This window comes from Actinomycetota bacterium (genome assembly GCA_014360655.1).
Taxonomy (GTDB): domain Bacteria; phylum Actinomycetota; class Geothermincolia; order Geothermincolales; family RBG-13-55-18; genus JACIXC01.
Window position 1 is genome coordinate 61,041 of the sequence record JACIXC010000015.1, and the last position, 23,840, is coordinate 84,880.

The window sequence follows — 23,840 nt, forward strand, 5'->3', positions numbered from 1 at the left end:
AAGCAGTACGAGCCTGAAGGTCAAAGCGCGCCGCGCGGCGAATTCACTCATGAGCCGCTAGGCGGCCGCGCTGCAGGAGGCATCCAAGGAGGACGAGGTGTCAAAAGGAAAAAACAGGGATGCCAGGATGAACCTGGCAGCCTTGATCCTTTTTCTCGGCATGGCCGTCATCGCCTACCGCCTCGTCGACCTGCAGGTACTGAAGGCGGACCGCTACGGAGGGCTCGCCCAGGAACAGCGGTTGCAATCCTCCGACCTCGAGCCGCGCCGCGGTTGCATATTGGACAACGAGGGCGAGATCCTAGCCATCAGCAAGGAAGCATATTCCATATATGCCACTCCTTACCTGGTGGAGGACGCGGCGTCCGCGGCCGCCGAGCTCTCGGCGTTACTCGCAATGCCGCGGCAGGAGATAGAGGAGAAGCTGCGCAGCCAGTCCGGTTTCGTGTACCTGGCAAGGAAGGTAAGCCCGGAAAAGGCCGAGGAGATATCCGACCTGGGAATAACCGGCATCGGCCTGGAAAAGGAGAGCAAGAGGTATTATCCCCAGGGCGACCTTGCCTGCCAGGTCGTCGGCTACGTGGGCACGGACAACGTCGGGCTGGCGGGGCTGGAGCTGCAGTACGAGGAGGTGCTGGCGGGCGAGAGGGGGGAGGCCGAGCTCGAGGTGGATCCCCGCGGTGATCCCATACCCGGGGTCACCAAGATCATCAAGCCCCCCCTGGATGGAAGCGATATCCAGCTGACCCTCGACCGCGAGATACAGTTCAAGTTGCAGGAACAGCTGGCGCTGTCGGTGAAGAGCAGCGGGGCCCGCAGAGCCACGGGACTGGTCATGGACTGCCGCAGCGGCGCCATCCTGGCCATGGCCACCCATCCATTTTTCGACGTCAACGATTTTGCCTCCGTGGACCCCGCGCTGACCCGAAACCGCGCCGTCACCGACGCCTTCGAGCCTGGGTCGGTGCTCAAGGTGGTCACGGCCCTGGCCGCCCTGCAGGAGCAGGTGGTGGCCCCCGCGTCGGTGATCAACATACCCCCTTCCCTGAAGATAGGCGAGTACGAGTTCAAGGACGACCACGAGATGCCCAGGAGCGACCTCACCTTCAGCGAGGTCATCGCCTATTCCTCGAACCTGGGCACCATCAAGGCCGCCATGGCGCTGGGCAAGGATACCATGGCCGACTACCTTCTGAAATGCGGGCTGGGCCGGAAGACTGGCGTGGACTTTCCCGGGGAGGCGGCGGGCATCGTGCCCGACCCCGCCAGGTGGTCGCTCACCACGCTCCCCACCGTGGCCATCGGCCAGGGCATCTCGGTGACGCCCCTGCAGCTGGGGGTGATCATGTCCGCGGTGGCCAACGGCGGGATGATGGTGCGGCCCCATTTCGTGCGGCGCATCATCCATCCCGACAAGTCCGTGGAGGAGATGGAATATCCCGCCACGGAGCGTCTCGTCTCCGAGAACGCGGCCGCCTCCCTGCGCCACATACTCGGCGAGGTGGTGAGGATAGGGACGGGCACACGCGCCGCCATGGCCCTCTACAACTGCGGGGGGAAGACGGGGACGGCCATGAAGCCCGACGTGAAGGGCGGCTACCGCGAGGCGTACATCGCCAGTTTCGCCGGCTTCGCGCCCAGCGAGAACCCCAGGCTGGTGGCGGTCATCGCCCTGGACGAGCCGGGGACGGTGTACGGGGGGTTGGCGGCGGCTCCCTGTTTTTCCCAGGTCATGGAGTTCTCCCTGCAGCACCTGGAAGTCACTCCCAGCCTGGAGAAGGTGAACACCAGGGACAGGGTGATGCCGCAATGAGGCTTTCACACTTGCTGGAGGGGTTGGAGGGGGTCCGTCAGGAGACGGGAGGGGATCCCGAGGTGAAGGGCATAGCCTACCATTCCGCGCGCGTGAAGCCCGGGTACCTCTTCTGCGCCGTGCCCGGTTTCCGCACCGACGGCCATCTTTACCTGCAGGAGGCGCTGGAGAGGGGAGCCTGCGCCCTGGTGGTGCAGGCGGGGAAGGAGATCCCGCCCGGCGCCGAAACGCGTGCCGCGGTGGTGAGGGCGGCCGACACCCGGCTGGCGCTGGCCCTCATGAGCGACCGTTTCTGGGGCCATCCCAGCGCCGGAATGCACCTGGTGGGCATCACCGGCACCAACGGCAAGACCACCACCTCCTTCCTCGTGGAGGCGGCGGCGCGGGAAGCGGGTCTCAAGGCCGGCCTCATCGGGACGGTGGTCTACAGGAGCGCCGGCCGCGAACTTCCCGTGGAGCGCACCACGCCCGAATCCGCGGACCTGCAGGAGCTCCTCGCCTCCATGGCCGGGGAGGGGTGCAGTGTGGTCGCCATGGAGGTCTCCTCCCATGCCCTGGCCCTGCGTCGCGTGGACGGCTGCCGTTTCCGGGTGGGCGTCTTCACCAACCTGAGCCAGGATCACCTGGATTTCCACCGGGACATGGAGGAATACTTCCGCGCCAAGGAGAGGCTCTTCCTCCCGCTTTCGCGCGGGGGATTGCAGGCGGAGTCGGCGGCGCTGAACGTGGATGATCCCTACGGCAGGCGGCTGGCCGCCACGGCGACGGGGAGGGTGCTCACCTACGGAACGTCGCGGGACGCGGAGCTGCGGGGGGAGCTGCTCGCCATGGGCTTGAAGGAATCCCGCATCGCGGTGCGTTACCGCGACTGGGCCGCGGAGGGCGTGACCGCGCTCACCGGGTCCTTCAACCTCTACAACATCCTGGGGGCCCTGGCGGCATGCATACTACTCGGCCTGGACGCGGAAAAGAGCATGCGGGGGATCCTCTCTCACCCCGGGGTCCCGGGAAGGTTCCAGGCGGTGGAGGAGGGGCAGGATTTCGCCGTGCTGGTGGACTACGCCCACACGCCGGATTCGCTGCGCCGCGTCCTGGAGGCGGCGCGCGAGATAACGGAAGGAAGGGTGATCGCGGTCTTCGGGTGCGGCGGGGACCGCGACCGCGGCAAGCGTCCCCTCATGGGCGAGATCGCGGTGCGCATCGCGGACCTCTCCATCATAACCTCCGATAACCCGCGCAGCGAGGACCCCGTGGCCATCATCGCGGACATCGAGGAAGGGGCGAGGGGCGCGCGCGGCGGCGGTACCTACCGCGTGATCCCCGACCGCCGCCGGGCAATCGAGAGCGCGGTGGAGGAAGCGAGGCGGGGAGACGTGGTGGTCATCGCCGGAAAGGGTCACGAGAAAGGCCAGATCTTCGCGGACCGCGTGCTCCCCTTCGACGACGTGGAGGAGGCCACCAGGGCCCTGCGCAGGAGGTTGATGCGGAGATGATCCCCGTGAGCCTGGACGAGGTGGCACGGGTCCTCGGTGCGGAAGTCATGGCCGCGGGCGCACGCACGACGAGAAAGGTCGCGCGCGTCTCCACCGATACCAGGACGCTGCGCAGGGGAGACCTCTTCGTGGCCCTCAAGGGCAGGCGCTACGACGCCCACGATTTCCTGGAGCGGGCGGTGGATGCGGGGGCGGCGGCCCTGCTGGTGTCCAGGGCGGGCGAGACGGCCGTGGCCAGGGCGCGCGCGGCTGGCGTTCCCCTGCTGCGCGTGAGGAACACCATGGGGGCGCTCGCGAAGCTCGCGTCGTGGCAGAGGGAGATGCTGGGCGCGGAGGTGGCGGCGATCACCGGCTCAACGGGCAAGACCATCACCAAGGATTTCGCCGCCTCCATCCTGTCGCGGGCGGGCACGGTCGCCTATCCGAGAGAGAGCTACAACAACGAGGTGGGCGTCCCGCTGACCATACTGGAGGCGAGGCCGGGAACGCGCTTCCTGGTCCTGGAAATGGGTTCGCGGGGCGCGGGGCACATAAGCTACCTCTGCGCCATAGCCAGGCCACGCGTCGGCGTGGTGACCAATATCGGCTACGCGCACCTACGCTACTTCCGCACCCGGGACGGGATCGCCGCGGCCAAGGGGGAACTGCTGCGGGCGCTTCCCCCGGAGGGGACGGCGGTGATCAACGCGGGGGACGACTACGCCTCTTACCTGCGTCGCCAGGCGGCCTGCCGCACGGTCACCTTCGGGTGCGCGAGGGGGGCGGAGGTGCGCGCGGAGAGGATAAAGGTGGGCGCGGACGGAAGGGCTCGCTTCGTGTTGCGGTTGAAGGGAGGTGAGAAGGGAGAAGTGCTGGTGCCTTTGCCGGGCCGCCACAACGTCGAGAACGCGCTGGCGGCGGCGGCGCTGGGAGAGATCATGGGGGTGAATATGGAAGGGATAATCGCGGGTATCGAAGGAGCGAAGGTAACGGGATGGAGGATGGAGATGATCAGCAAGCCTGACGAGATCACCATCATCAACGACGCCTACAACGCGAACCCGGTTTCCATGCGCTCGGCTCTCATGGCCCTGGGGGACATCGCGCGCGGGAAGCGGACCATAGCCGTCCTGGGCGACATGGCCGAGCTGGGTCCGGTGTCCGAGCAGGCCCACCTCGAGGTGGGGAGGATGGCCGTCGATTACGGGACGGACATCCTCATCACCGTGGGCAGGAAGGCACGCAAGATCGCCCAGGCGGCGCGGGAAAAGGGCCTTCCCCGCGGCAGCGTGTATGCCGTGGAGGGAGTGGACAGGGCGGCGGAGATCCTGCGCGCCATCATCGAGCCCGGGGACGTAGTGCTCATCAAGGGCTCGCGTTTCCTGGGCCTGGAGAAGCTGGTGCAGATGGTGGCCTGACTCCGGCCGGGGTGTTATAGTCGCTGGCGTGGGTGGCGGCCCCGGTGCCGCCCGCGGGAAAGGAGAAGGCGCCCTTGTACCGGGTGATGGGAGCGCTCCTGGTAAGCCTGCTGGTGTGCATCTTCGGGATGCCCCTCTTCATCGGCTGGCTGCGGAAGCGCGGTATAGGTCAATACGTGAGGGAAGACGGCCCCCAGGCCCACCTGGCCAAGGAGGGGACGCCGACCATGGGAGGCGTGCTCATCGTCGTCTCCACCCTGGTCGGTTTCCTGCTCATGGCCGTGCGGTTGACCTCGGGGACGGGATTCGCCCTGGGCCTGGTCATCGTGGCCTGCGGCTTGCTCGGTTTCGCCGACGACGCCACCAAGCTACGCTACGCTCGCTCGCGCGGGCTGCGCGGCCGCACAAAGCTGTTCTGGCAACTGCTCATATCCATCGCCCTCGCCTACCTGGCGACCAGGCATTTCGGGGTGGACAGCAAGCTCTACTTCTTCCGCACCCAGAACGTTTTGTGCGACCTGGGCCCCTTCTATTTTCTTCTCGTCTTCCTGATGCTCATAGGCACGTCGAACGCGGTCAATCTCACCGACGGCCTGGACGGGCTCGCCTCCGGGACCACCATCCTGGTGATGACCGCCTACGTCCTCATCGCCTTCACGCAGTTCCGCAACCACCATTTCCTCTACCAGCACGTGCGGAGCTCGCTGGACATCGCCATCTTCGCCGGGGCCATGATGGGCAGCTGCGTGGGCTTTCTCTGGTGGAACGCGCCGCCGGCGAAGATATTCATGGGCGATACCGGGTCCCTGGCCCTGGGGGGGAGCCTGGCCACGGTGGCCGTTCTCTCCAAGACGGAGCTTCTCCTGCTGGTGCTGGGCGGCCTCTTCGTGCTCGAGGCCCTTTCTGTCATCATCCAGGTTCTCGTGTACAAGACCAGCCGGCGCCGGGTCTTCAGGATGGCACCCCTGCATCACCATTTCGAGCTCAAGGGGTGGTCGGAGGTGACCACCCTCATCAGGTTGTGGATAATCGCCGGCTTCTTCGTGGGGATCGGTTTTCTCGTTTTCTATATCAATTACGTGGGGGGGAAATGAGCGAAACGGGACGCGGGCGTACAGACGCGCTGCGGTACGGATGCCGGGAGGAGCGTTGACGGTGGACGCCCTGGAGGGAGCGCGCCTGGTGCTGGTCGTGGGCCTGGGGGTGTCGGGCCGCGCGGCCTCGGACAGGCTGCTGCGCGAGGGAAAGAAGGTGAGGATAAACGACGTCTCCACGGGCGATGAGGTGCGGGAGGCGGCGCGGCAGTACGCCGCCAGGGGCGCCGAGGTCGTCCTCGGCCACCACCGGCCCGAGGTGCTGGAGGGGGTGGACCTTGTGGTGGTGAGCCCCGGCGTGCGGGGAAGGTCCACGTTGCTCCTGGAGGCGGAGGCCAGGGGGATCCCGGTCTGGAGCGAGATCGAGCTGGCCTGCAGGTTCGCGCGCGGGCCGCTCATAGCCGTCACCGGCACCAACGGCAAGACGACGACGGTGAGCATGATAGAGAGGATACTGGATCATGCCGGCATGGCCGCCATGGCGGCGGGCAACATCGGGCATCCCCTCATCGCCGCGGTGGAGGAGGCGGGGCCCGGGGACCCCCTGGTGGTGGAGGTCTCAAGCTTCCAGCTTTACTACACCCGTACCTTCCGCCCCACGGTGTCCGTGCTCCTCAACATTGCGGAAGACCACTTCGACTGGCACGCCGACCTCGCGGAGTACACGGCGGCCAAGAGCCGCATATGGATGAACCAAGGCCCGGAGGATAGTCTTGTGTGCAACCGCGATGATCCGCTGTGCCTGCGGGCCGTGCAGGGCGCCGCGGCCGAGATTTTATATTTTTCCAAGGAAGACATGGGGGAGGCGGGCGTTTTCCTCCGCCGGGGCACCCTCTACTGGCGCGCTCCCCGGCGCGGCGCTGAAGGCGGAGAGGCGCTTCCTTTCATGCGCGCCGAGGAACTGCCCCTGCCGGGGGCGCACAACCTGGAGAATGCCATGGCGGCCGTGGCCGCGGCGGCGGCGCTGGGGGTGAGCCCGAGGGCGGCGGGGGAGGCACTGCGCCTCTTCACGGGGCTCCCCCACCGCCTGCAGATGGTGGGGGAGATCGGGGGCGTGCGATTTTACGACGACTCCAAGGCCACCAATCCCCATGCCGCAACGCGGGCCCTGGGCGCCTTCAGGCAGCCCCTGCTGCTCATCCTGGGCGGGAGAAACAAGGGCCTTCCCTTCGACCAGCTCGCGCGCTTGCTGGAAGAGCGCTCGCGTGCGGGAGGGCTGAGGATGGTCTACGCGATAGGGGAGGCGGCGCAGGAGATAGCCGAGACGCTGCGCGGCGTGGGGCCGTCTCTGCCGCTGCGGCAGGCGGAGCGGCTCGAGGACGTCTTCTCCGACCTGCCGCGCAGGGCGAAGCCGGGGGACGTGGTCCTCTTCAGTCCCGCGTGCGCCTCCTTCGACCGCTACCGGGATTACAGGGAGCGCGGCAGGCATTTCCAGGAACTGGTAGAGGAGTACCGGAGGTCTCTTCATGGCTGATCGCCAGCATGCACGCGCGGAACGCGACAGGGCCCAGCGCCCCCCGCAGGCCCTGGTGGATGCGAGGCGGCGCAAGGCGGAGAGGGAGACGGCAGGGAGGGGGGTTTCCGGGGCGCAAACCCTCGGGCGCAAGGTGGTACCGCTCGAGAAAAGGGCGAGGAGAACGCGCAAGGCGGGACTCACCGGCACCGACTACACCCTGCTGTCCCTGGTCATCCTCATGTCCCTCTACGGGATGGTGATGATCTTCTCGGCGAGCTCCGGATCCGCGCTGCACCACTACGGCTCCAGCTACTACTTCCTCGTGCGGCAGGCCGCATGGTTCGGGGTGGGGATGGTTGCCCTGGCCGCGCTGGCCAGCATGGACTACCGCAAGCTCCTGAAGGCGTCGCCGTTGCTGGTGATCGTCTCGCTGGCGGCGCTTGCCGCCGTGCTCGCCCTCGGCAAGGAGGTTTACGGGTCCAAGCGCTCCCTGGTCCTGGGGCCGCTGGTCATCCAGCCCTCGGAGCTGACCAAGATGTCCCTGCTGCTCTTCGCCGTCTACTGGTACGGGCGCAAGAAGGCGAGCCTGGAGAGCTGGCGGGAGATATTCTTTCCCGTGCTCGCCGTCACCGCGGCCGCCTGCCTGCTGATCATCCTCGAGCCCGACCTCGGGAGCATGCTCATCGCGGGGCTTTCCGCTTTCACCGTCCTTTATCTTGCTGGCGCGAAGCGGGGGAAGGTCTTCGTACTGGCAGTGTCGAGCCTGGGCCTCACGCTTCTTTTCATCCGCATTTCCCATTACCGCTGGAACCGTTTCCTCGCCTTCCTGGATCCATGGAGCGCTCCGCGCGAGGGGGGGTTCCACATCATCCAGTCCCTGCTGGCCCTGGGTTCGGGGAGGGTAGCCGGCCTGGGGCTGGGCATGAGCCGCCAGAAGTTCTTCTACCTTCCCAACGCGCACACCGATTTCATCTTCTCCATCATCGGGGAGGAGCTTGGACTGGTGGGTTCCCTCACCGTCGTCGGCCTCTTCGCCGTCTTCATCTACCTGGGGCTTAAGATAGCACGGGGGGCGGAAGACGGTTTCGGGCGCTTGCTGGCCATGGGCATCACGTGCGTCATCGGCGCGCAGGCCCTGGTCAACATGGGGGCCGCCTGCGGGGTGATGCCCATCACGGGAATAACCCTCCCTTTCTTCAGCTACGGGGGGTCGTCCCTGGTGATCTGCCTCTGCCTGGCCGGTATACTCATAAGCGTTTCCCGGCACGGCGGTAAGGCCGGGCCGGGAGCGGACAGGAGGAGACGACGTGAGAGTGGCGATTTGCGGCGGGGGAACCGGAGGCCACCTTCACCCCCTGCTCGCGGTGGCAGAGGAGCTCGCATCGCTTGAGGGAACGGAGGTGACCCTCTATCTCAACCGCAAGTCACCCGCGGCGGCCGCGATGCCGCGCTGCCGGGTGGTGGTGTTGCGGGTGAGCGGCTTTGCACGCAGCCTGCGCTGGAGGAACGTGCGGGCGGCACGCGAGCTCGCCGGCGCCTTGCTGGAGTGCCGGCGCGACATGCGCCGCGCGCGACCGCAGGTGGCGCTGGCTTTCGGGGGTTACGCCAGCCTCCCGGGGGCCCTTGCCGCGTTGAGCCTGCGGGTGCCCCTGGTGATACACGAGCAGAACGTGATACCCGGCCTGGCCAACCGCCTGCTGGCCCCACTGGCCCGGGTGATCACCGTCTCCTTCGCGGAAACCCTCGCGGCGCGCCCTCGCTGGCGCGGGAAGGCGGTGGTAACCGGAAACCCCCTGCTCAGGAGGGGGGATGGGGGCGGGGAAGAGGACCCCTACCGCCACTTCGGGCTGGAGGAAGGGAGGAAGACGCTGGCGGTGGTGGGCGGCAGCCAGGGCGCGGCCTCGTTGAACCGTGCGGTGCTGGAAGCCCTTCCCGCCTGGAAGGACCGGGAAGACCTGCAGGTCCTGCACGCGGTGGGCAGGGACAAGTACCAGGATTTCATGGCCGAGGTGGCGAAAGTGGACTACGGGGGTCTGATATACCGGCCCCTTGCTTTCGTGGAGCGCATGGACCTCCTCTACCGGGTGGCGGACCTGGTGGTGTGCAGGGCCGGAGCGTCGACCGTCGCCGAGCTGGCGGAGGCGGGGAGAGGGGCGATACTTGTCCCCTATCCCCACGCGACCGCCTCGCACCAGGACGCCAACGCGGAGGTGCTGCGCCGTTGCGGCGCCGCCGTGGTGGTCCCCGACGGTGAGCTGGACGGCGGGCGCCTGCGGGAGGAGGTGGAGAGGTTGCTGGGAGAGGAAGGAAGGTTGCGCGAGATGGGAGAGGCGGCGCGACGGGAGGCGAGGCCGCTGGCCGCCTCGCACGTGGCCGAAACGGCGCTTGCCCTGGTCGGGGAGGGGAGATGACTTCCCCCGGGAGGGTCCACTTCATCGGCATCGGGGGCGCGGGTATGAGCGCCATCGCCGCGGTTCTCCTGGCCAGGGGGGTGGAGGTTACCGGCTCCGACCTCAAGGAATCCCGCAACACGGCGCACCTCGGGGAGCTGGGCGCGAGGATATGCATAGGCCACCGGCCGGAAAACGTGGAGGGGGCGGACCTGGTGGTGGTCTCCTCAGCGGTGCCCGAGGGGAACCGGGAGCTGGCGCGCGCCCGCGAGCTGGGTCTGCCGGTGCTTCCCCGCGCGGCCATGCTCGCGCGTATCATGGAGGAGGGAAAGGGTATCGCGGTGGCGGGCACACACGGCAAGACCACCACCACCTCCATGGTGGCCATGATCCTGGATCAGGCGGGGATGGATCCCACCTACGTGGTGGGCGGCGAGTTGAACGACGTGGGAAGCAACGCCCACGCCGGCAAGGGCGGGTACGTGGTGGCGGAGGCGGACGAGAGCGACGGGTCCTTTCTCCTCCTGAAGCCCTGGGCCGCCGTCGTCACCAACGTCGAGGCGGACCACCTGGATTTCTTCCGTGAACCGGGCATGGTGAGGGAATATTTCGCGCGCTTCGTATCCCGGGTCTCCCCGCACGGCATGGTGGTCCTCGGGGGAGACGACGCGGGCGCGCGCTCCCTGCTGGGCCTGAGCGGGGCCACGGAGATAACCTTCGGGGAGGGCGGGGAGAACGACTACCGCTTCCGGGACCTGCGGCTCTTCGCGGGCGGTAGTTCCTTCCGGGTCCTTTGCCGGGGCGAGGAGCTCGGCGAAGTGCGACTGGAGATACCTGGATTGCACAACGTGTACAACGCCTTGGCGGCGGCCGCCCTCGCCCACGCCATGGGGGTGGGTTTTCCCGTCATCGCGAAAGCCCTCGCTTCCTTCCGCGGCGTGCGGCGCCGTTACCAGAGGGTGGGCGAGGTGGGCGGAGTGCGTATCGTGGACGATTACGCCCACCATCCCTCCGAGGTCATCTCCACGCTGCAGGCCGCGGCCATGGAGAGGGAACGGCGGCTGGTCTGCCTCTTTCAACCCCATCGCTATTCGCGCACGGCGGCGCTGTGGAGGGATTTCGGCAGGGCTTTCTCCCATGCCGACCTGCTCATTCTCACCGATGTCTATGCCGCGGGCGAGGACCCCTTGCCGGGAGTGGACGGCAAGCTCATCCTCAACGCCGTGCTGGAGGAGGAACCCGCCAAGCAGGTGGTTTACGTCCCGAGGAGGTCGTCGCTGGGCGAGGCGGCGTTGCGTTTCATCCGCCCCGGAGACCTCGTCCTGACCATGGGCGCGGGAGATATATCCCTCTGCGCCACCGAGATCGCCCGTCTTCTGCAGGAAAGGGAGGAAGCGATTGGCCGGGGATGAGCGCGGGGAGCGCGCCCTCGCCGTGAAGGGCAGGCTCGAGGGAAGGCTGAAGGGGTGGTTGAAGGAGAGACTCCCCATGTCCGGACTCACCTCCTTCCGCATCGGCGGGCCGGCGGACGTGGTGGTCATGCCCAAGGGGAGGGAAGATCTCGCGCTGGTGGCGAGGGCCCTGGTAGAGGAGGGAGCGGATTTCCTTGTCGTGGGAAGGGGGAGCAACCTCTTGGTCAGCGACGAGGGCTTCCGCGGAGTGGTGTTGTTGCTCTCGCGCGGCATGAGGAGGATACGCGTGAAGGGTAAATATGAGGTTGAGGTAGAAAGCGGTTGCGACCTCAACGCGCTGATAAGGTTTTGCACGGAATACGGGATGTCCGGCCTGGAGAAGCTTGCGGGCATTCCGGGAAGCGTGGGCGGCGCGGTACGCATGAACGCGGGCGCCCTGGGGACGTCCATCGGGGAGCGGGTCAGTGAGATAAGGCTCCTGCGGCTGGGGGAGGGGGGCGTGGACGAGGTGAGCCTGGGACGGCGGGAAGCCGCCTTCGCTTACCGCGAAGCCCGCGGGCTGGGAAGTCGGGACATCGTCTACGAGGTCGTCCTCGAGCTCGAGGAGGGGGAGAAGGAGAAGGTGCGGAGAAGATGCGAGGAGGCGATCTCCTGGCGCAGGGAGAGACAGCCCCTGGGACAGCCTTCGGCGGGGAGCGTGTTCCTCAACCCCGAGGGAGGTGCGGCGGGGGAGATCATCGAGAGGTGCGGGTTGAAGGGAGCGCGGGTGGGTGACGCCATGGTCTCGCCCGTGCATGCCAACTTCATCGTCAACGTGGGCAGTGCCTCCGCCGCGGACGTGCGCGGCCTGATCACGAAGATAAAGGAGGAAGTGCTGCGCCGCGAGGGAGTGGAGCTGCGCGAGGAGATCGTCATGGTGGGCTTCGCGGAGGGCGGGGGAGGATGAAGAGGATAGCGGTCCTCATGGGCGGGCTTTCCAGGGAGCGGGAGGTTTCCCTGCGCTCGGGAGTGGCCGTCGCGGCGGCCCTGAGGGGGCTGGGCCACGAGGTGCGGGAGGTGGACCTGGGGCCGTCGGCGGTGGAGCAGTTGCTGGCGTTGCAAGGGGAGGTGGACGCGGCCTTCCTCGCCCTGCACGGGCGCCTGGGGGAAGACGGCACCGTGCAGGGGCTCCTGGAGCTCCTCGCCATCCCCTATACCGGCTCCGGCGTCCTGGCCAGCGCGCTGGCCATGGACAAGCGCATGTCCAAGCAGGTCTTCCGGGCCCACGGCATCCCGGTCGCGGACGACGTGAGCATAAGCGCGGCGGAGATAACCGCGTGCGGCGCGGGGCGGGTCGCGGAAGGGATCGCGGTCGACCTCGGCTTCCCCTGTATCGTGAAGCCGAACTGCGAGGGCTCCACCCTGGGCATCTTTCGCGCGCGCAACGTGGAGGAGCTGGAAGAGGCCCTGGAAGGCGCCCTCGCTTTCGACCGCCTGCTGCTGGTGGAGAGGTATATCGAGGGGAGGGAGATGACGGTCGGCCTTCTGGGGGAGGAGCCGCTGGCGCTGCCCGTCCTGGAAGTCGTTGCCAGCAAGGGGATCTACGACTACGAGTGCAAGTACACCTCGGGAATGACCGAGTACATCGTGCCCGCTCCCATCCCGGAGAGCCTCTCCCTCGAGCTGCAGAGGCTGGCGGTGCGCGCCCACGCCGCCCTCGGCTGCGAGGGGATGTCCCGCGTTGATTTCATGGTGGACGGGGACGGGAACCCCTACTGTCTCGAGGTGAACACCATTCCGGGCATGACCGAGTTGAGCCTGGTGCCGAAGGCCGCGGCCGCCGCGGGGTATTCCTTCGCCGACGTGGTGGAGATGATCCTTTCCACCGCGCGCCTCAAGGTGGACCGCGAGGCGTGCGAGGGGGATGCGCGGAAAGGAGAAGGGGCATCGTGAGCGCCGGCCGTTACGCGCAGAAGAGGGGGGAGACGCGGTCGCGCCGTGGCGGGCGCGTGGAGGCCGCGCCGGGTGCGGCGCGTGCGGCGGGAACGGCGAAGGTCGGGACTGGCGCCGGGGGGGCGAGGAAGGGAGCCGCGGGCAGGACCTTCCAGGAGATGGCGGCCCCGGGAAGGGACGGACGGGGCGGGCTCTTCGTCGTGGAGGGCGGAAGGGGTGACGGCAAAAGGCGGGGCGGGGACGGAAGGAGGGGAAAAGGGGGAAAGGGAACCGGCGCTGCCCGACGCCCCACGGGTTCCGGGCGCCCGGAAACCCGGCCCCTTGCCGGAAGCCCCCGGAAGGCGGCGACGGTGGCCTCCCCCGGGAAGCCCGAGGAGAGGGAGGGGGCGGAGAAAAGGGAAAAGGGTTCCCGTTTTCGGGTGAGAACGGCCCTGGCGGCGCTGCTCCTCGCCTCCCTTGCCCTCATGCTGTGGGTCTACATGTACACGGGAGTGCTCAACGTCGCCGAGGTGGAGGTGAGGGGTAACCAAAGGCTGGATGCCGGCTACCTGCGCGCGCTTTCGGGCGTCACCTCGCGGACCCACCTGCTGAGGATGGACGTGAAGGCGGTGGAGAGGGCGCTCCTCTCCGAGCCCTACGTGGCGGAGGCGAGGGTCAGCCGGCGCTTTCCGCGCACGGTGGTCCTGGAGGTGCGCGAGAAAGAGCCCCTGGGGGTGGTGAGGCAGAACGGGAAGTACCACCTGGTCGACGGGGAGGGGATGGTCCTGGAGAGCCGCGACGAGCGCGAGGGCGGATTGGTGGAGTTCCCGTGCCGCGAGAACCAGTGCCTTTACCCGGGCGTGCGGCTCGAGGACGCGTGCTTCCCGCAGTTCGCCGCTGTGATCCGCGACATGCCGGGTGCCCTTCGCGGGGCGGCGGAAACGGTGGACTTCCTGGAGGGAGAGGGGCTTGTCCTCCATGCGGGGGGAACCAGGATCATCCTCGGGGGCGCGGACGAGCTGGCGCGCAAGCTCGAGATCGCCTGGCTCGCGTTGCAGGAGATGACAGCCCGTTACGGCCGGCTGGCATACATAGACGTCACCTATCCCGACCACCCCGCCATGATGCAGGCGGAGTGAGGGAACGCCCCGGGAGGCATAGGACGTTTGTCATGGACCTCGACGCCGCGTGACACTTCCAGCCTCGTTTTCACGCCATGAAGAAGAGGATTGGCTGGATCATGATTCATCGGCCGCTTAAGGCTTCGCGTCTCCGCCCAACTTCACGCCGCTGCGGACGCCCGCGACATGTTTATATCGAGACTTAATGTTTAGGGAATTCTTGAAGTATAATGTTTTTGTAAAGGTAAACGATCTATCCTGGTGGCAGTAGTGCCGTGGTTCTCCTGTCGACGGGAGCCTGCCGGATTATTCCGCAGGAGGCGGCGAAAACGCAGGCAGCAAGGGCATTGTGAGGGATCAGGCGGGTGGGGGAGATAGGAAGTCAGGGTGAGGCCCGGGAGGAAGGATTGTAAAATTCAGGAATTGAAGGAAGGAGATGGATAAGGGGTTGTCGTAGTTTGAATTTGGCATGGCAGGAAATTTATGATAAGTAAATGGTAGGTGGAAACAGGGAGCTCCGGGATAGTTTAAAGTGGTGGTTGAGATTTTGTGAGCGCGCCTCGCGGAGGATTTCAAGGGGCAAGGGATAAAGGAGGGACTGGAAATGCCGGAAACCGCGACCAATTACCTGGCGGTCATCAAGGTGGTCGGCGTGGGAGGAGGTGGCACCAACGCCATCAACCGCATGATCGATTCCGGCCTCAAGGGTGTTGAATTCGTGGCCATCAACACCGATGCGCAGGCCCTCCTCATGTCCGACGCCGATGTCAAGGTGTATATCGGCGGCAACATCACGCGGGGGTTGGGAGCCGGGTCCAATCCCGAGATAGGTGAGCAGGCGGCGCTGGAGAACCGGGAGGCCATCGCGGAAGCCATAAAGGGCGCGGACATGGTCTTCATCACCGCCGGCAAGGGGGGAGGCACGGGAACGGGAGCGTCCCCCATCGTTGCGGAGATAGCCAGGGACCAGGGCGCCCTGACCATCGGGGTGGTCACCAGGCCCTTCTCCTTCGAGGGACGCAAGAGGGCCATGCAGGCGGAGGCGGGCATCGAGAAACTGCGCGAGAAGGTGGACACCCTGATCATCATCCCCAACGACCGCCTGCTGGAGGTGGCCGAACAGAAGACCTCCATCCTCAACGCCTTCCGCATGGCGGACGATATCCTGCGCCAGGGAGTGCAGGGTATCACCGACCTCATCACCGTGCCCGGGCTGATCAACCTGGACTTCGCCGACGTGAGGACCATCATGTCCAACGCCGGCTCGGCCCTCATGGGCATCGGGACGGCCTCCGGCGAGAACCGGGCCTCGGAGGCCGCGCGCGCCGCCATTTCCAGCCCGTTGCTGGAAGCCTCCATCGAGGGGGCGAAGGGCATCCTCCTTAACATCTCCGGCGGCTCGGACCTGGGTCTTTTCGAGGTCAACGAGGCGGCGGAGATCATCGCCAGCGTGGCCGACGCCGACGCCAACATCATCTTCGGCGCGGTCATCGACGATTCCCTGGGTGACGAGCTGAAGGTGACGGTGATCGCCACCGGCTTCGAGTTCGGGGCGGCCGCCTCGCGTCCCGGCCGCAAGGCCGCGAAGACGGAGGTGTCCCCGGAGAAGACGGTGGTCTTCGAATCCGAGGAACTGGACATACCGGTCTTTCTCCGCAATAAATAGTAACGGGCGGAGAGCGGTACCCCGGCGCTTCCGGCCCCGGAGAGCCGGCCCGGAAGAGAGCGAGGCGGCTTGCGCCAAGCCGCTTCAACTTTTTTACGGGGAGGTTTTGCAGGAAGGCGGCCCGTGCTCCTCCGGGAAGGGAGAAAGCGGGACGGAGGGTGAAGCATGTGCGGTGCGGACACCGCGGCCCCCCCGTCGCAAGCGTGCGCGCCGCGGCCGCCCGCGCTGCGGAAGCCGGTGCAAGGATCGCGTCGTTGCAGGAGCGCATGGATGCATGGAGAGGAGAGCAGGGACGCCCGTGTCGGAGCGGGTGAAACGGTGAAGGAAGCCCTGCGTGAGGTCTTGAGGGATGTCACCAGGCCGGGCCGCTACCTGGGCATCGAGGTCAACGCCTACCGCAAGCCCTTCCGCGCCGACGGCGTCAACGTCGCCCTCGTCTATCCCGATATCTACGAGATAGGCATGTCGCATCTCGGGCTGGCCATCCTTTACGAGGAGGTGAACGAGCGCCCGGACGCCATGGCCGACCGCGCCTACCTGCCCTGGGTGGACATGCAGGAGAGGATGTCGCGGCGCGGCATACCCCTCTTCGGCCTGGAGAGCGGGATCCCCCTGCGCCGCTTCGACATGGTGGGCATCACGCTGCAGCACGAGCTGACCTATGCCAACGTGGTGCGCGTGCTGCAGCTGGCCGGCATACCTCTGGAGGCCGGGCGGCGCGGACCCGGGGACCCGCTGGTGGTGGGAGGAGGCCCCGGTGCCTACAACCCCGAGCCGCTCGCACCCTTCTTCGACCTGCTGGTGCTGGGGGACGGCGAAGAGGCGATACACGAACTCGTCGCCGCGCTCGCCGCCTGGAAAAAACAGGGAAAGAAGGACCGGGAGGGGTTTCTCGTGGAGTGCGCCTCCCTCGCCGGCGTGTACGTGCCCTCTCTGTACAGGGTGACCTGCGGCCGCGACGGCGCCGTCAAGGAGGTAGAGGCGCGGCGGGGAGCGCCCTTGCCGGTGCGCGGTAGGGTGGTCACGGACCTGAACCGGCACCTTTTGCCGCGGCGACCGGTGGTCCCCGTGGTGGAGTCGGTGCACGACCGCTGCAGCCTGGAGATCTTCCGCGGGTGCACGCGGGGATGCCGCTTCTGCCAGGCGGGTATGATCTACCGGCCCGTGAGGGAGAGGAAGGTGGAGGCGCTGCAACGCTGGGGATTGGACCTGGTCCGCAACACCGGTTGCGATGAACTTTCGCTCTCCTCGCTCAACAGCGCGGATTACTCCCTCATCCTGCCGCTGGTGGAGGGGCTGTCGCGCCAGCTCGCGGAGGGGCGGGTGGCGGTATCGCTCCCTTCCCTGCGCACGGACACTTTCTCGGTGGAGCTGGCCGCGCGCTTGCACGGGGTGAAACGCACCGGCCTCACCTTCGCGCCCGAGGCGGCCTCTCCCGGCCTGCGCGCCGCCATGAACAAGACGGTGACGGACGAGGACCTGCTGGCGGCGGTGTCCTCCGCTTACCGCGAGGGCTGGAGGAAGGCCAAGCTCTATTTCATGGTGGGCTTGCCGGGCGAGGAAGAAGAGGACGTGGAGGCCATCTGCCACCTGGTGCGGCGCATAGTGCGCGAGGGCGACGAGGGGCGCCCGCTGCGGGGCATGCGCCTCTCGGTGAGCGTGGCGACCTTCGTGCCCAAGCCCCACACGCCGCTGCAATGGGCGCGGCAGATGTCCCCGCCCGAGGTGGCCCGGCGCCACTTCATCCTCAGGGAGGGCCTGCGCGTCAAGGGCGTGACCCTGCGCTGGCATGCGCGCGAGATGTCCTACCTCGAAGGGGTGCTCGCGCGGGGCGACCGGCGGCTGGCGCCGGTGGTGGCGGAGGCGGCACGCGAGGGATGCCTGGACGGCTGGAGCGAGCATTTTTCCTGGGAACGCTGGAGGAGGGCCCTGGAGTCGCAGGGGCTGGACGCCGCTTGGTACGTGGAGAGGGAGCGCTCCCCGGAGGAGGTCTTTCCCTGGGACCACCTCAGCGCCGGGGTGACGAAGTCTTTTCTCCTGGAAGAATACGGTAGAGCCCTGAGGAGGGAATGGACGCCGGACTGCCGCTCCGGGGCGTGCGCTTCCTGCGGGGCCTGCGATGCACCGGGAGTGGGGAACCTTCTGGCGGAGGAGGCGCGGTGAGGCGTTTGTTGGTAAAATATTACAAGAAAGGCGACGCGCGCTTCCTCTCCCATCGCGAGACCATGCGCGCCCTGGAGAGGGCGCTGCGGAGGTCGGGCGTCGCGCTGCTCTTCACGGAAGGGTTCAATCCGCGCCCCAAGATGAGCTTTTCCCCCGCGCTTCCCCTCGGCGTGGCCGCGGAGGCCGATTACCTGGAGGTGGCGGTGGCGGAGGAGCCCGACCTGCGGGCCATGCGGGAGAGCATGGACCGTTCCCTCCCAGAAGGGATGGGAATAGTTTCCATACAAGTGATGCCACCGCACGTGCCGCGCCTCTCGCGCTGGGCGCGTTACGGGTTATACCGCGTCGAGGCCGCGGGGCGCCGTTACCACCTGGCTTTGCGCCTGAGCGGGGAGGGTGAGGGCAGGTTGAGGGAGGCGCTGCAGGGCCTGGAACGGCACCTGCGGGAGGAAATCCGGGACGGCGAGGTCACCAGGGTGGGGATCTTCGCCTCCCAAGACGAGTTGTGGGAGGAGGTCGACGGGCCGCTCTACCTCTACCACGGAAGGGAAGGTGAACTGGAAGTGATGCAAGGTGGCCATCAAGGATAAGCTGAAGGCGGCGTCGGTGGAGATACGCAGGGTCTCCCCGGTGAGCAAGGAGATAGCCATCGCCACCTACGACGGCGAGACCAGGGTGGCGGTGCTCGAGTCGGGCGTGCTGCAGGAGATCTTCGTGGAGCATGCCGACCGGCGCTCCATCGTGGGCGACATCTACAAGGGCAGGGTGCAGAACGTCCTCCCGGGCATGGAAGCCGCCTTCGTCGACATCGGGCACAACCGCAACGCCCTGCTCTACGTGGGGGACATATTCCTGGAGGAGAGGAGACAGGGGGAGAGGCGGGACATCTCCAGGCTGCTGAAGCCTGGCCAGCAGGTGGTGGTGCAGGTGACCAAGGACCCCATGGGGGGGAAGGGGGCCCGCCTCACCACCTACCTTTCCATAGCCGGCCGCTACCTGGTCCTCCTTCCCCAGGCCAGGACGGTGGGCATATCCCACAGGCTGAGCGAGGAGGAGAGGGAGCGCCTGCGCAGGCTGGTGGACGAGGTGAGGCCCCGGGACGCGGGGATCATCGTGCGCACGGCGGCGAGGGACGCGGACGCGGCCGAGCTGCGCAAGAGCCTCGCTTACCTGGGTAAGGTCTGGCACCAGGTGCGCCGGGCATCCGAGAAGAAACGCGCCCCCGCCGTTCTCTACCGGGAGCCGGAGCTGGAGATCAAGGTCATAAGGGACGTCATGGACAGGACCTTCGAGCGCATCCTCGTCGACAACTCCCGCGTCTACCGCCGCGTCAGGCATTACCTGAAGACGGTGGCGCCGGCGCTGGCGGACAGGGTCTTCCGCTATACCGGCGAAACCCCGCTTTTCGAGGCCCTGGACATCAACAGGCAGATAAAGGAGGCCCTGAAGCGGGAGGTGAGCCTGCCCTCCGGGGGCTACATCGTCATCGATTCCACCGAGGCCCTCACCGCCATAGACGTCAACACGGGAAAGTACGTGGGCGACAAGTCGCTCGAGGAAACCGTGCTGCGCACCAACATCGAGGCGGTCTCGGAGGTGGTGCGCCAGTTGCGGCTGCGGGACATAGGGGGCATCATAGTCATCGACTTCATCGACATGAACGAGGCGCGCAACCGCAGGGCCGTGCTCAGGGCGCTGAACCAGGAGCTGGAGAAGGACCGCACCAAGACCTACGTGGTGGAGCTGACCAAGCTGGGGCTGGTTGAGATGACCCGCAAGAACGTCTCCGAGGGGCTGCTGGAGGCCTTCGGTGAGACATGCCCCACCTGCAAGGGGAGGGGAGTCGTCTTCCGCGAGCCGTGACGGCGGGAGGACGGAGGAGGAGGATGAGGAGAAGGGGGCGCGAGGAGGCGCCGGAAGCGGAGGGGGCAGGCGCCGCCCCGGAAGAGGGGGAGGGTAGGAGGAAGCGCCGCAGGGGCACCGCGCTTCTCGTGGCGGGGGCGTGCCTCGTCCTGGCGGGACTGCTGGCGCTGGCCGGCGTATACGCCTATATCCGTTACACCGACCGCAGGGCGGCGGCCGCCCAGCGGGAGCTCTTCCGGGCATGGGAGGAAAGGCCGCTGAACCCCGGAAAGGACGAGGTGGCGGTGGGGGACGGTATAGCGCGCCTGGTGGTGCCGCGCCTCGCGCTGGACGCCATCGTGGTGGAGCTGTGGGGCCTCGACGACGGCGAGAACCTGAAGCGGGGGCCTGGACACATCCCGGACACGGCCTACCCGGGGGAGGAGGGGAACTGCGTCATATCGGGGCACCGCACGACCTACGGCGCGCCTTTCCGCCACATCGAGCTGCTCGCTCCCGGCGATGAGATCATCCTCGAAACGGCGGAGCGGCGTTTCGTCTACCTGGTGTACGGGCAGAAGATAGTGTCGCCCTCCGACCTCAGCGTCCTCGAGCAGGGAGGAGAGCCCAAGGTCACCCTGACCGCCTGTCATCCCTGGTACAGCGCGGCGCAGCGCATCGTGGTCATGGGGAGATTGGCCAGGAGTGAGGACCTGGCCGGGGACGGGCAGTGATGCCGGGATGACGCCCGTGGCCCGCCGTCAGGGGCGTGCGGGTGGGGGGCAGCCGTGAAAAGCGACCGTAAAAAGAGGAGACCGGAAAGTGGGCAGGCTTTCCGGTCCGGGCCAAAACTCACTCGGCGTAGATATTTTGGCATTATCATAATCGGCATCCCCCGGCCTCTACTTTAGACCCTTTTCCGACCACTTTTTCCCGCCCTCCGTCCACCTCGCGTCGCTCGCAGCGCGGTTCCCGGAGCCGACAACACCGTTCGGGAGGGCATGCGAGCGGGGGGCGCTCCGGTCGGTAGGGGTCCCGGGAGCCTCCGGCAGCGGCGGACCGCGGCCGCGGGGCGGGGAGGCGGCACTTCCAAGCTCTGCGTGTCCGCCGTGATCCCGCGGGACAGGCGGGAGCGCGGGCGGATGACACGGGCCGGATCGTGCGGGGAGGGCGCGGGCTCGGTTCTAATGGCAGGATCGTACATGGAGCGTATATAGCGTATCGTATATATATAGATTAAAGTATATGGATTATCTGTCGATATATATTCCGGACATTGAGAAAAGAATACCCCTGAAGGTGATAAAGGCAAACTCTTCCGAAAGGAGAGGGCGCAAAGCCATGGGTCTAACACCGCGTGAGCGGTCATGATCGCCAGGCTGCCGCCTCCAAAGCGACGCCCTTTCCCCAGCGGAAAGGGCGGTTTGCTTTAAGGAACGGGGAGAGTTGCCACCAGCCCGGGGGGCAAGGGAGGAGATAACGATGAAAGGGCTCACTCGGTGGCAAACGGGCATGATCACACCGCTGGCCGTATCCACACTGCTGCTTTTCACGCTGCTTTCCGGCTTATTCACGGGCGCCGCCGCCACGGCGGCCTCCGACGTCACGGCCGAGGAGGCGCGCATGGTGCAGCTGGTGAACCAGGCGCGCAACGACGCCGGTCTGCCCGCTCTCCTCGTGGAGCAGCGCCTGACCGACTTCGCGCGTTCTTACTCCGACGAGATGATCCAGTACAACTTCTTCGGCCACGTCTCGCCTGTTTCCGGCAACCTGCAGCAGCGTATCGCGGCGCGGGGCATAACGGGTTGGACGCTGGCGGGGGAGAACATAGCCAAGGCGCCCAACGTGGAGGTGGCCTTCCAGGCCCTCATGAACAGCCCCTCCCACCGCGCCAACATACTGCGTCAGGAGTTCAACTGCATAGGCGTGGGCGTGGTGCGCGGGCCGGACGGGCTCTACATAACCCAGGAGTTCATGTGCTTCTCCAGCCTGCCCTCCTCGGCCGGCCAGGTGGGGGCGTCTCCCGCCCCGGCGCCTTCCTCCACCACCTTCGACACCTACGTGCTCCTCATGAACCCCAACGACCAGGCCACGCCGGTGAGGGTCACCTTCCAGGGAGAGGACGGCGCCAACAGGACCTTCCGTTATACCGTGGGCGCCTTTTCCCGCTACACCATCTCCATGAGGGACACGGTGGGGAGGGGGAGCTACGCGGTGCAGGTGGAAAGCGACCTGCCCGTCCTGGCCGAGCGCGCCATGTACTTCGACTACGAGGGGAAGAAGGGAGGGTCGGACTCCATCGGCACCCCCTCGCCCTCCAGCACCTGGTATTTCGCCGAGGGCTACACCGGGGGCACCTTCGACACATGGCTGGTGCTGCAGAACCCCAATTACGCCGCGACCGCGGTGACCCTGAGCTTCATGCGCCAGGACGGCCAGGTGATAACCCGCCAGGTCTCCGTGGGGGCGCGGCAGCGCGCCACGGTGCACGTGGACGAGATACCGGGGCTGGAGGCGGCCGACGTCTCCACCCGCGTGGTCTCGGACCTGCCCGTCGTGGCCGAGCGCGCCATGTATTTCAACTTCAACGGCAAGGACGGCGGCCATGCCTCCATCGGCACCCCCTCGCCCTCCAGCACCTGGTACTTCGCCGAGGGCTACACCGGCGAGAGTTTCGACACCTGGGTATGCCTGCAGAACCCCAACGACGCGCCGACCGCGGTGACCCTGAGCTTCATGCGCCCGGACGGCCAGGTGATAACCCGCCAGGTCTTCGTGGGGGCGCGGCAGCGCGCCACGGTGCACGTGGACGAGATACCGGGGCTGGAGGCGGCCGACGTCTCCACCCGCGTGGTCTCGGACCTGCCCGTCGTGGCCGAGCGCGCCATGTACTTCGACACCCGCGGCCGCGTGGGGGGCCACTGCACCATCGGCGCTTCCGGCCTCAAGCCGAACTGGTATCTGCCGGAGGGATACACGGGCGGCGATTTCGACGAGTACGTGCTCTTCCTCAATCCGCACGACGAGGCGGCCGCGGTGCGCGTGGTCTTCATGCGCCCGGACGGGATGCGGGTGGAGCGCAGTTTTCACATAGCGCCGCACGCGCGCGCCACCGTGCACGTCGACGAGGTGGAGGGCCTGCAGTCCACGGATGTCAGCACCCAGGTCAATTCCTCCCTTCCCATCGTGGTGGAACTTGCCGAGTACTTCAGCTACCGGGGGCGATGCGACGGGAACAGCTCCGTCGGGGCCTTCCAGCCCTCCACCACCTGGTACTTCGCCGAGGGATGCGTGCTCTGACCGGTTGAAGGTCTTCATAGGGGGGCCGCACGGGAGACCGTGCGGCCCCTTTTTTCGCCACGAGGTGCGGGAGATGGCGATGTCTCCGATCTCACGTCTTGCCCGTGGGGGCGAGTGGGGTTGCCGGCTGCGCTCTGCCGTCGCGGTCGAGGTCGAGGATGCGGGCCCTGCCCAGGTTCATAAACATGGTGGACACCCCCTATACTTGCTTTGTGTAAAAAAGAAGCAGAGCAAGGAGGTGTCCAAATGAAGGGTTCAGTTGGAACCACTACTAGTATCTACCACACCAGGCTTCCCCATCAATGGGAGTTGGAGAGAATGATGGGCGAGGTCCTCTCCAGGGAGGCCAGAAGGAGGCTGCGCTGGATAGAGCACTTTCGCAGCTGCGGAAATGCCAGGATGACCTGCCGCCACTTCGCCATCTCCCCCACCACCTTCTACAAGTGGCTGAAGAGGTACCTGAAACGGGGCCTCAGGGGACTGGAGGACCTCCCCCGCACCCCGAAAAGGAAAAGGGTCTCCGAGATCCCCTGGCAGACGATCCAGCTCATCTGCGACTTAAGGAGAGAGCACCCCGCCTGGTCCAAGCACAAGATAGCGGTGATCCTCAAGAGGGACTACGGCATCCGCCTTTCTTCCTCCAGCGTGGGAAGGGTTCTCAAAAGGAAGGGCCTCTACGATAAGAGGGTCTCCAGAAAGAAGAGCCGGGCGGCCAAAAGGAGGAAGGCTCGCCTGCGCTCGGAGGGCTGGATGAGGAAGGCCTTCCCGGGGTGCCTCATCCA

Annotated in this window: 18 protein-coding genes and 1 riboswitch; all 18 genes read left to right on the plus strand. The window is 66.7% G+C overall.

Going from position 1 to position 23,840, the window contains the following annotated elements; all coding sequences use genetic code 11:
* The first annotated feature begins 97 nt into the window (after positions 1–97).
* A complete protein-coding gene (locus tag H5T73_10445; protein ID MBC7248178.1) occupies positions 98–1,813 on the plus strand; it encodes a penicillin-binding protein 2 in 1,716 nt (571 codons plus the stop codon).
* Complete coding sequence (locus H5T73_10450; GenBank protein MBC7248179.1) at positions 1,810–3,306, plus strand: UDP-N-acetylmuramoyl-L-alanyl-D-glutamate--2,6-diaminopimelate ligase; 1,497 nt, start codon at positions 1,810–1,812, stop codon at positions 3,304–3,306. Before H5T73_10445 ends, H5T73_10450 begins: the two co-directional genes overlap by 4 nt.
* On the plus strand, positions 3,303–4,703 hold the full coding sequence (locus H5T73_10455) for a UDP-N-acetylmuramoyl-tripeptide--D-alanyl-D-alanine ligase (GenBank protein ID MBC7248180.1): 1,401 nt from the start codon (positions 3,303–3,305) through the stop codon (positions 4,701–4,703). Before H5T73_10450 ends, H5T73_10455 begins: the two co-directional genes overlap by 4 nt.
* Positions 4,704–4,777: 74 nt before the next feature.
* Positions 4,778–5,797 carry a phospho-N-acetylmuramoyl-pentapeptide-transferase gene (locus tag H5T73_10460; GenBank protein MBC7248181.1) on the plus strand — a complete coding sequence of 340 codons (1,020 nt, stop codon included), beginning with the start codon at positions 4,778–4,780 and terminating at the stop codon, positions 5,795–5,797.
* A 55-nt stretch (positions 5,798–5,852) separates the two neighbouring features.
* Complete coding sequence (gene murD, locus H5T73_10465; GenBank protein ID MBC7248182.1) at positions 5,853–7,271, plus strand: UDP-N-acetylmuramoyl-L-alanine--D-glutamate ligase; 1,419 nt, start codon at positions 5,853–5,855, stop codon at positions 7,269–7,271.
* A complete protein-coding gene (gene ftsW / locus H5T73_10470) occupies positions 7,264–8,643 on the plus strand; it encodes a putative lipid II flippase FtsW (protein MBC7248183.1) in 1,380 nt (459 codons plus the stop codon). The genes murD and ftsW overlap by 8 nt, the downstream gene beginning before the upstream one ends.
* On the plus strand, positions 8,561–9,664 hold the full coding sequence (locus tag H5T73_10475) for a UDP-N-acetylglucosamine--N-acetylmuramyl-(pentapeptide) pyrophosphoryl-undecaprenol N-acetylglucosamine transferase (GenBank protein MBC7248184.1): 1,104 nt from the start codon (positions 8,561–8,563) through the stop codon (positions 9,662–9,664). Before ftsW ends, H5T73_10475 begins: the two co-directional genes overlap by 83 nt.
* Positions 9,661–11,055, plus strand: coding sequence for a UDP-N-acetylmuramate--L-alanine ligase (locus H5T73_10480; protein MBC7248185.1), 1,395 nt, complete (start codon positions 9,661–9,663; stop codon positions 11,053–11,055). Before H5T73_10475 ends, H5T73_10480 begins: the two co-directional genes overlap by 4 nt.
* Complete coding sequence (gene murB / locus H5T73_10485; protein MBC7248186.1) at positions 11,042–12,001, plus strand: UDP-N-acetylmuramate dehydrogenase; 960 nt, start codon at positions 11,042–11,044, stop codon at positions 11,999–12,001. Before H5T73_10480 ends, murB begins: the two co-directional genes overlap by 14 nt.
* On the plus strand, positions 11,998–12,987 hold the full coding sequence (locus H5T73_10490) for a D-alanine--D-alanine ligase (GenBank protein ID MBC7248187.1): 990 nt from the start codon (positions 11,998–12,000) through the stop codon (positions 12,985–12,987). The genes murB and H5T73_10490 overlap by 4 nt, the downstream gene beginning before the upstream one ends.
* Positions 12,984–14,105: an FtsQ-type POTRA domain-containing protein gene (locus H5T73_10495; GenBank protein ID MBC7248188.1), complete on the plus strand. Its 1,122-nt coding sequence runs from the start codon at positions 12,984–12,986 to the stop codon at positions 14,103–14,105. The genes H5T73_10490 and H5T73_10495 overlap by 4 nt, the downstream gene beginning before the upstream one ends.
* A 586-nt stretch (positions 14,106–14,691) precedes the next feature.
* Complete coding sequence (gene ftsZ, locus H5T73_10500; GenBank protein MBC7248189.1) at positions 14,692–15,753, plus strand: cell division protein FtsZ; 1,062 nt, start codon at positions 14,692–14,694, stop codon at positions 15,751–15,753.
* A 270-nt stretch (positions 15,754–16,023) separates the two neighbouring features.
* A complete protein-coding gene (locus H5T73_10505; GenBank protein MBC7248190.1) occupies positions 16,024–17,916 on the plus strand; it encodes a TIGR03960 family B12-binding radical SAM protein in 1,893 nt (630 codons plus the stop codon).
* Positions 17,913–18,506: a DUF2344 domain-containing protein gene (locus H5T73_10510; protein MBC7248191.1), complete on the plus strand. Its 594-nt coding sequence runs from the start codon at positions 17,913–17,915 to the stop codon at positions 18,504–18,506. Before H5T73_10505 ends, H5T73_10510 begins: the two co-directional genes overlap by 4 nt.
* Positions 18,490–19,779, plus strand: a complete 1,290-nt coding sequence (locus H5T73_10515; protein MBC7248192.1) for an Rne/Rng family ribonuclease — start codon at positions 18,490–18,492, stop codon at positions 19,777–19,779. Before H5T73_10510 ends, H5T73_10515 begins: the two co-directional genes overlap by 17 nt.
* Before the next feature lie 23 nt (positions 19,780–19,802).
* Complete coding sequence (locus H5T73_10520) at positions 19,803–20,492, plus strand: class E sortase (protein ID MBC7248193.1); 690 nt, start codon at positions 19,803–19,805, stop codon at positions 20,490–20,492.
* Positions 20,493–21,055: 563 nt separating this feature from the next.
* A riboswitch (cyclic di-GMP riboswitch) is annotated at positions 21,056–21,145 on the plus strand.
* Positions 21,146–21,240: 95 nt separating this feature from the next.
* A complete protein-coding gene (locus H5T73_10525; protein MBC7248194.1) occupies positions 21,241–23,058 on the plus strand; it encodes a hypothetical protein in 1,818 nt (605 codons plus the stop codon).
* 246 nt (positions 23,059–23,304) lie between these two features.
* On the plus strand, positions 23,305–23,840 hold a 536-nt coding region (locus H5T73_10530; GenBank protein ID MBC7248195.1), incomplete at its 3' end, for a helix-turn-helix domain containing protein.

Bases quoted from the DNA above. Each gene is read 5' to 3' on its own strand.
- ftsZ (MBC7248189.1), top strand. From the start codon at position 14,692: ATGCCGGAAACCGCGACCAATTACCTGGCGGTCATCAAGGTGGTCGGC.
- H5T73_10520 (MBC7248193.1), top strand. From the start codon at position 19,803: ATGAGGAGAAGGGGGCGCGAGGAGGCGCCGGAAGCGGAGGGGGCAGGC.
- H5T73_10455 (MBC7248180.1), top strand. From the start codon at position 3,303: ATGATCCCCGTGAGCCTGGACGAGGTGGCACGGGTCCTCGGTGCGGAA.
- H5T73_10480 (MBC7248185.1), top strand. From the start codon at position 9,661: ATGACTTCCCCCGGGAGGGTCCACTTCATCGGCATCGGGGGCGCGGGT.
- H5T73_10490 (MBC7248187.1), top strand. From the start codon at position 11,998: ATGAAGAGGATAGCGGTCCTCATGGGCGGGCTTTCCAGGGAGCGGGAG.
- H5T73_10525 (MBC7248194.1), top strand. From the start codon at position 21,241: ATGAAAGGGCTCACTCGGTGGCAAACGGGCATGATCACACCGCTGGCC.
- H5T73_10505 (MBC7248190.1), top strand. From the start codon at position 16,024: ATGCATGGAGAGGAGAGCAGGGACGCCCGTGTCGGAGCGGGTGAAACG.
- ftsW (MBC7248183.1), top strand. From the start codon at position 7,264: ATGGCTGATCGCCAGCATGCACGCGCGGAACGCGACAGGGCCCAGCGC.
- H5T73_10450 (MBC7248179.1), top strand. From the start codon at position 1,810: ATGAGGCTTTCACACTTGCTGGAGGGGTTGGAGGGGGTCCGTCAGGAG.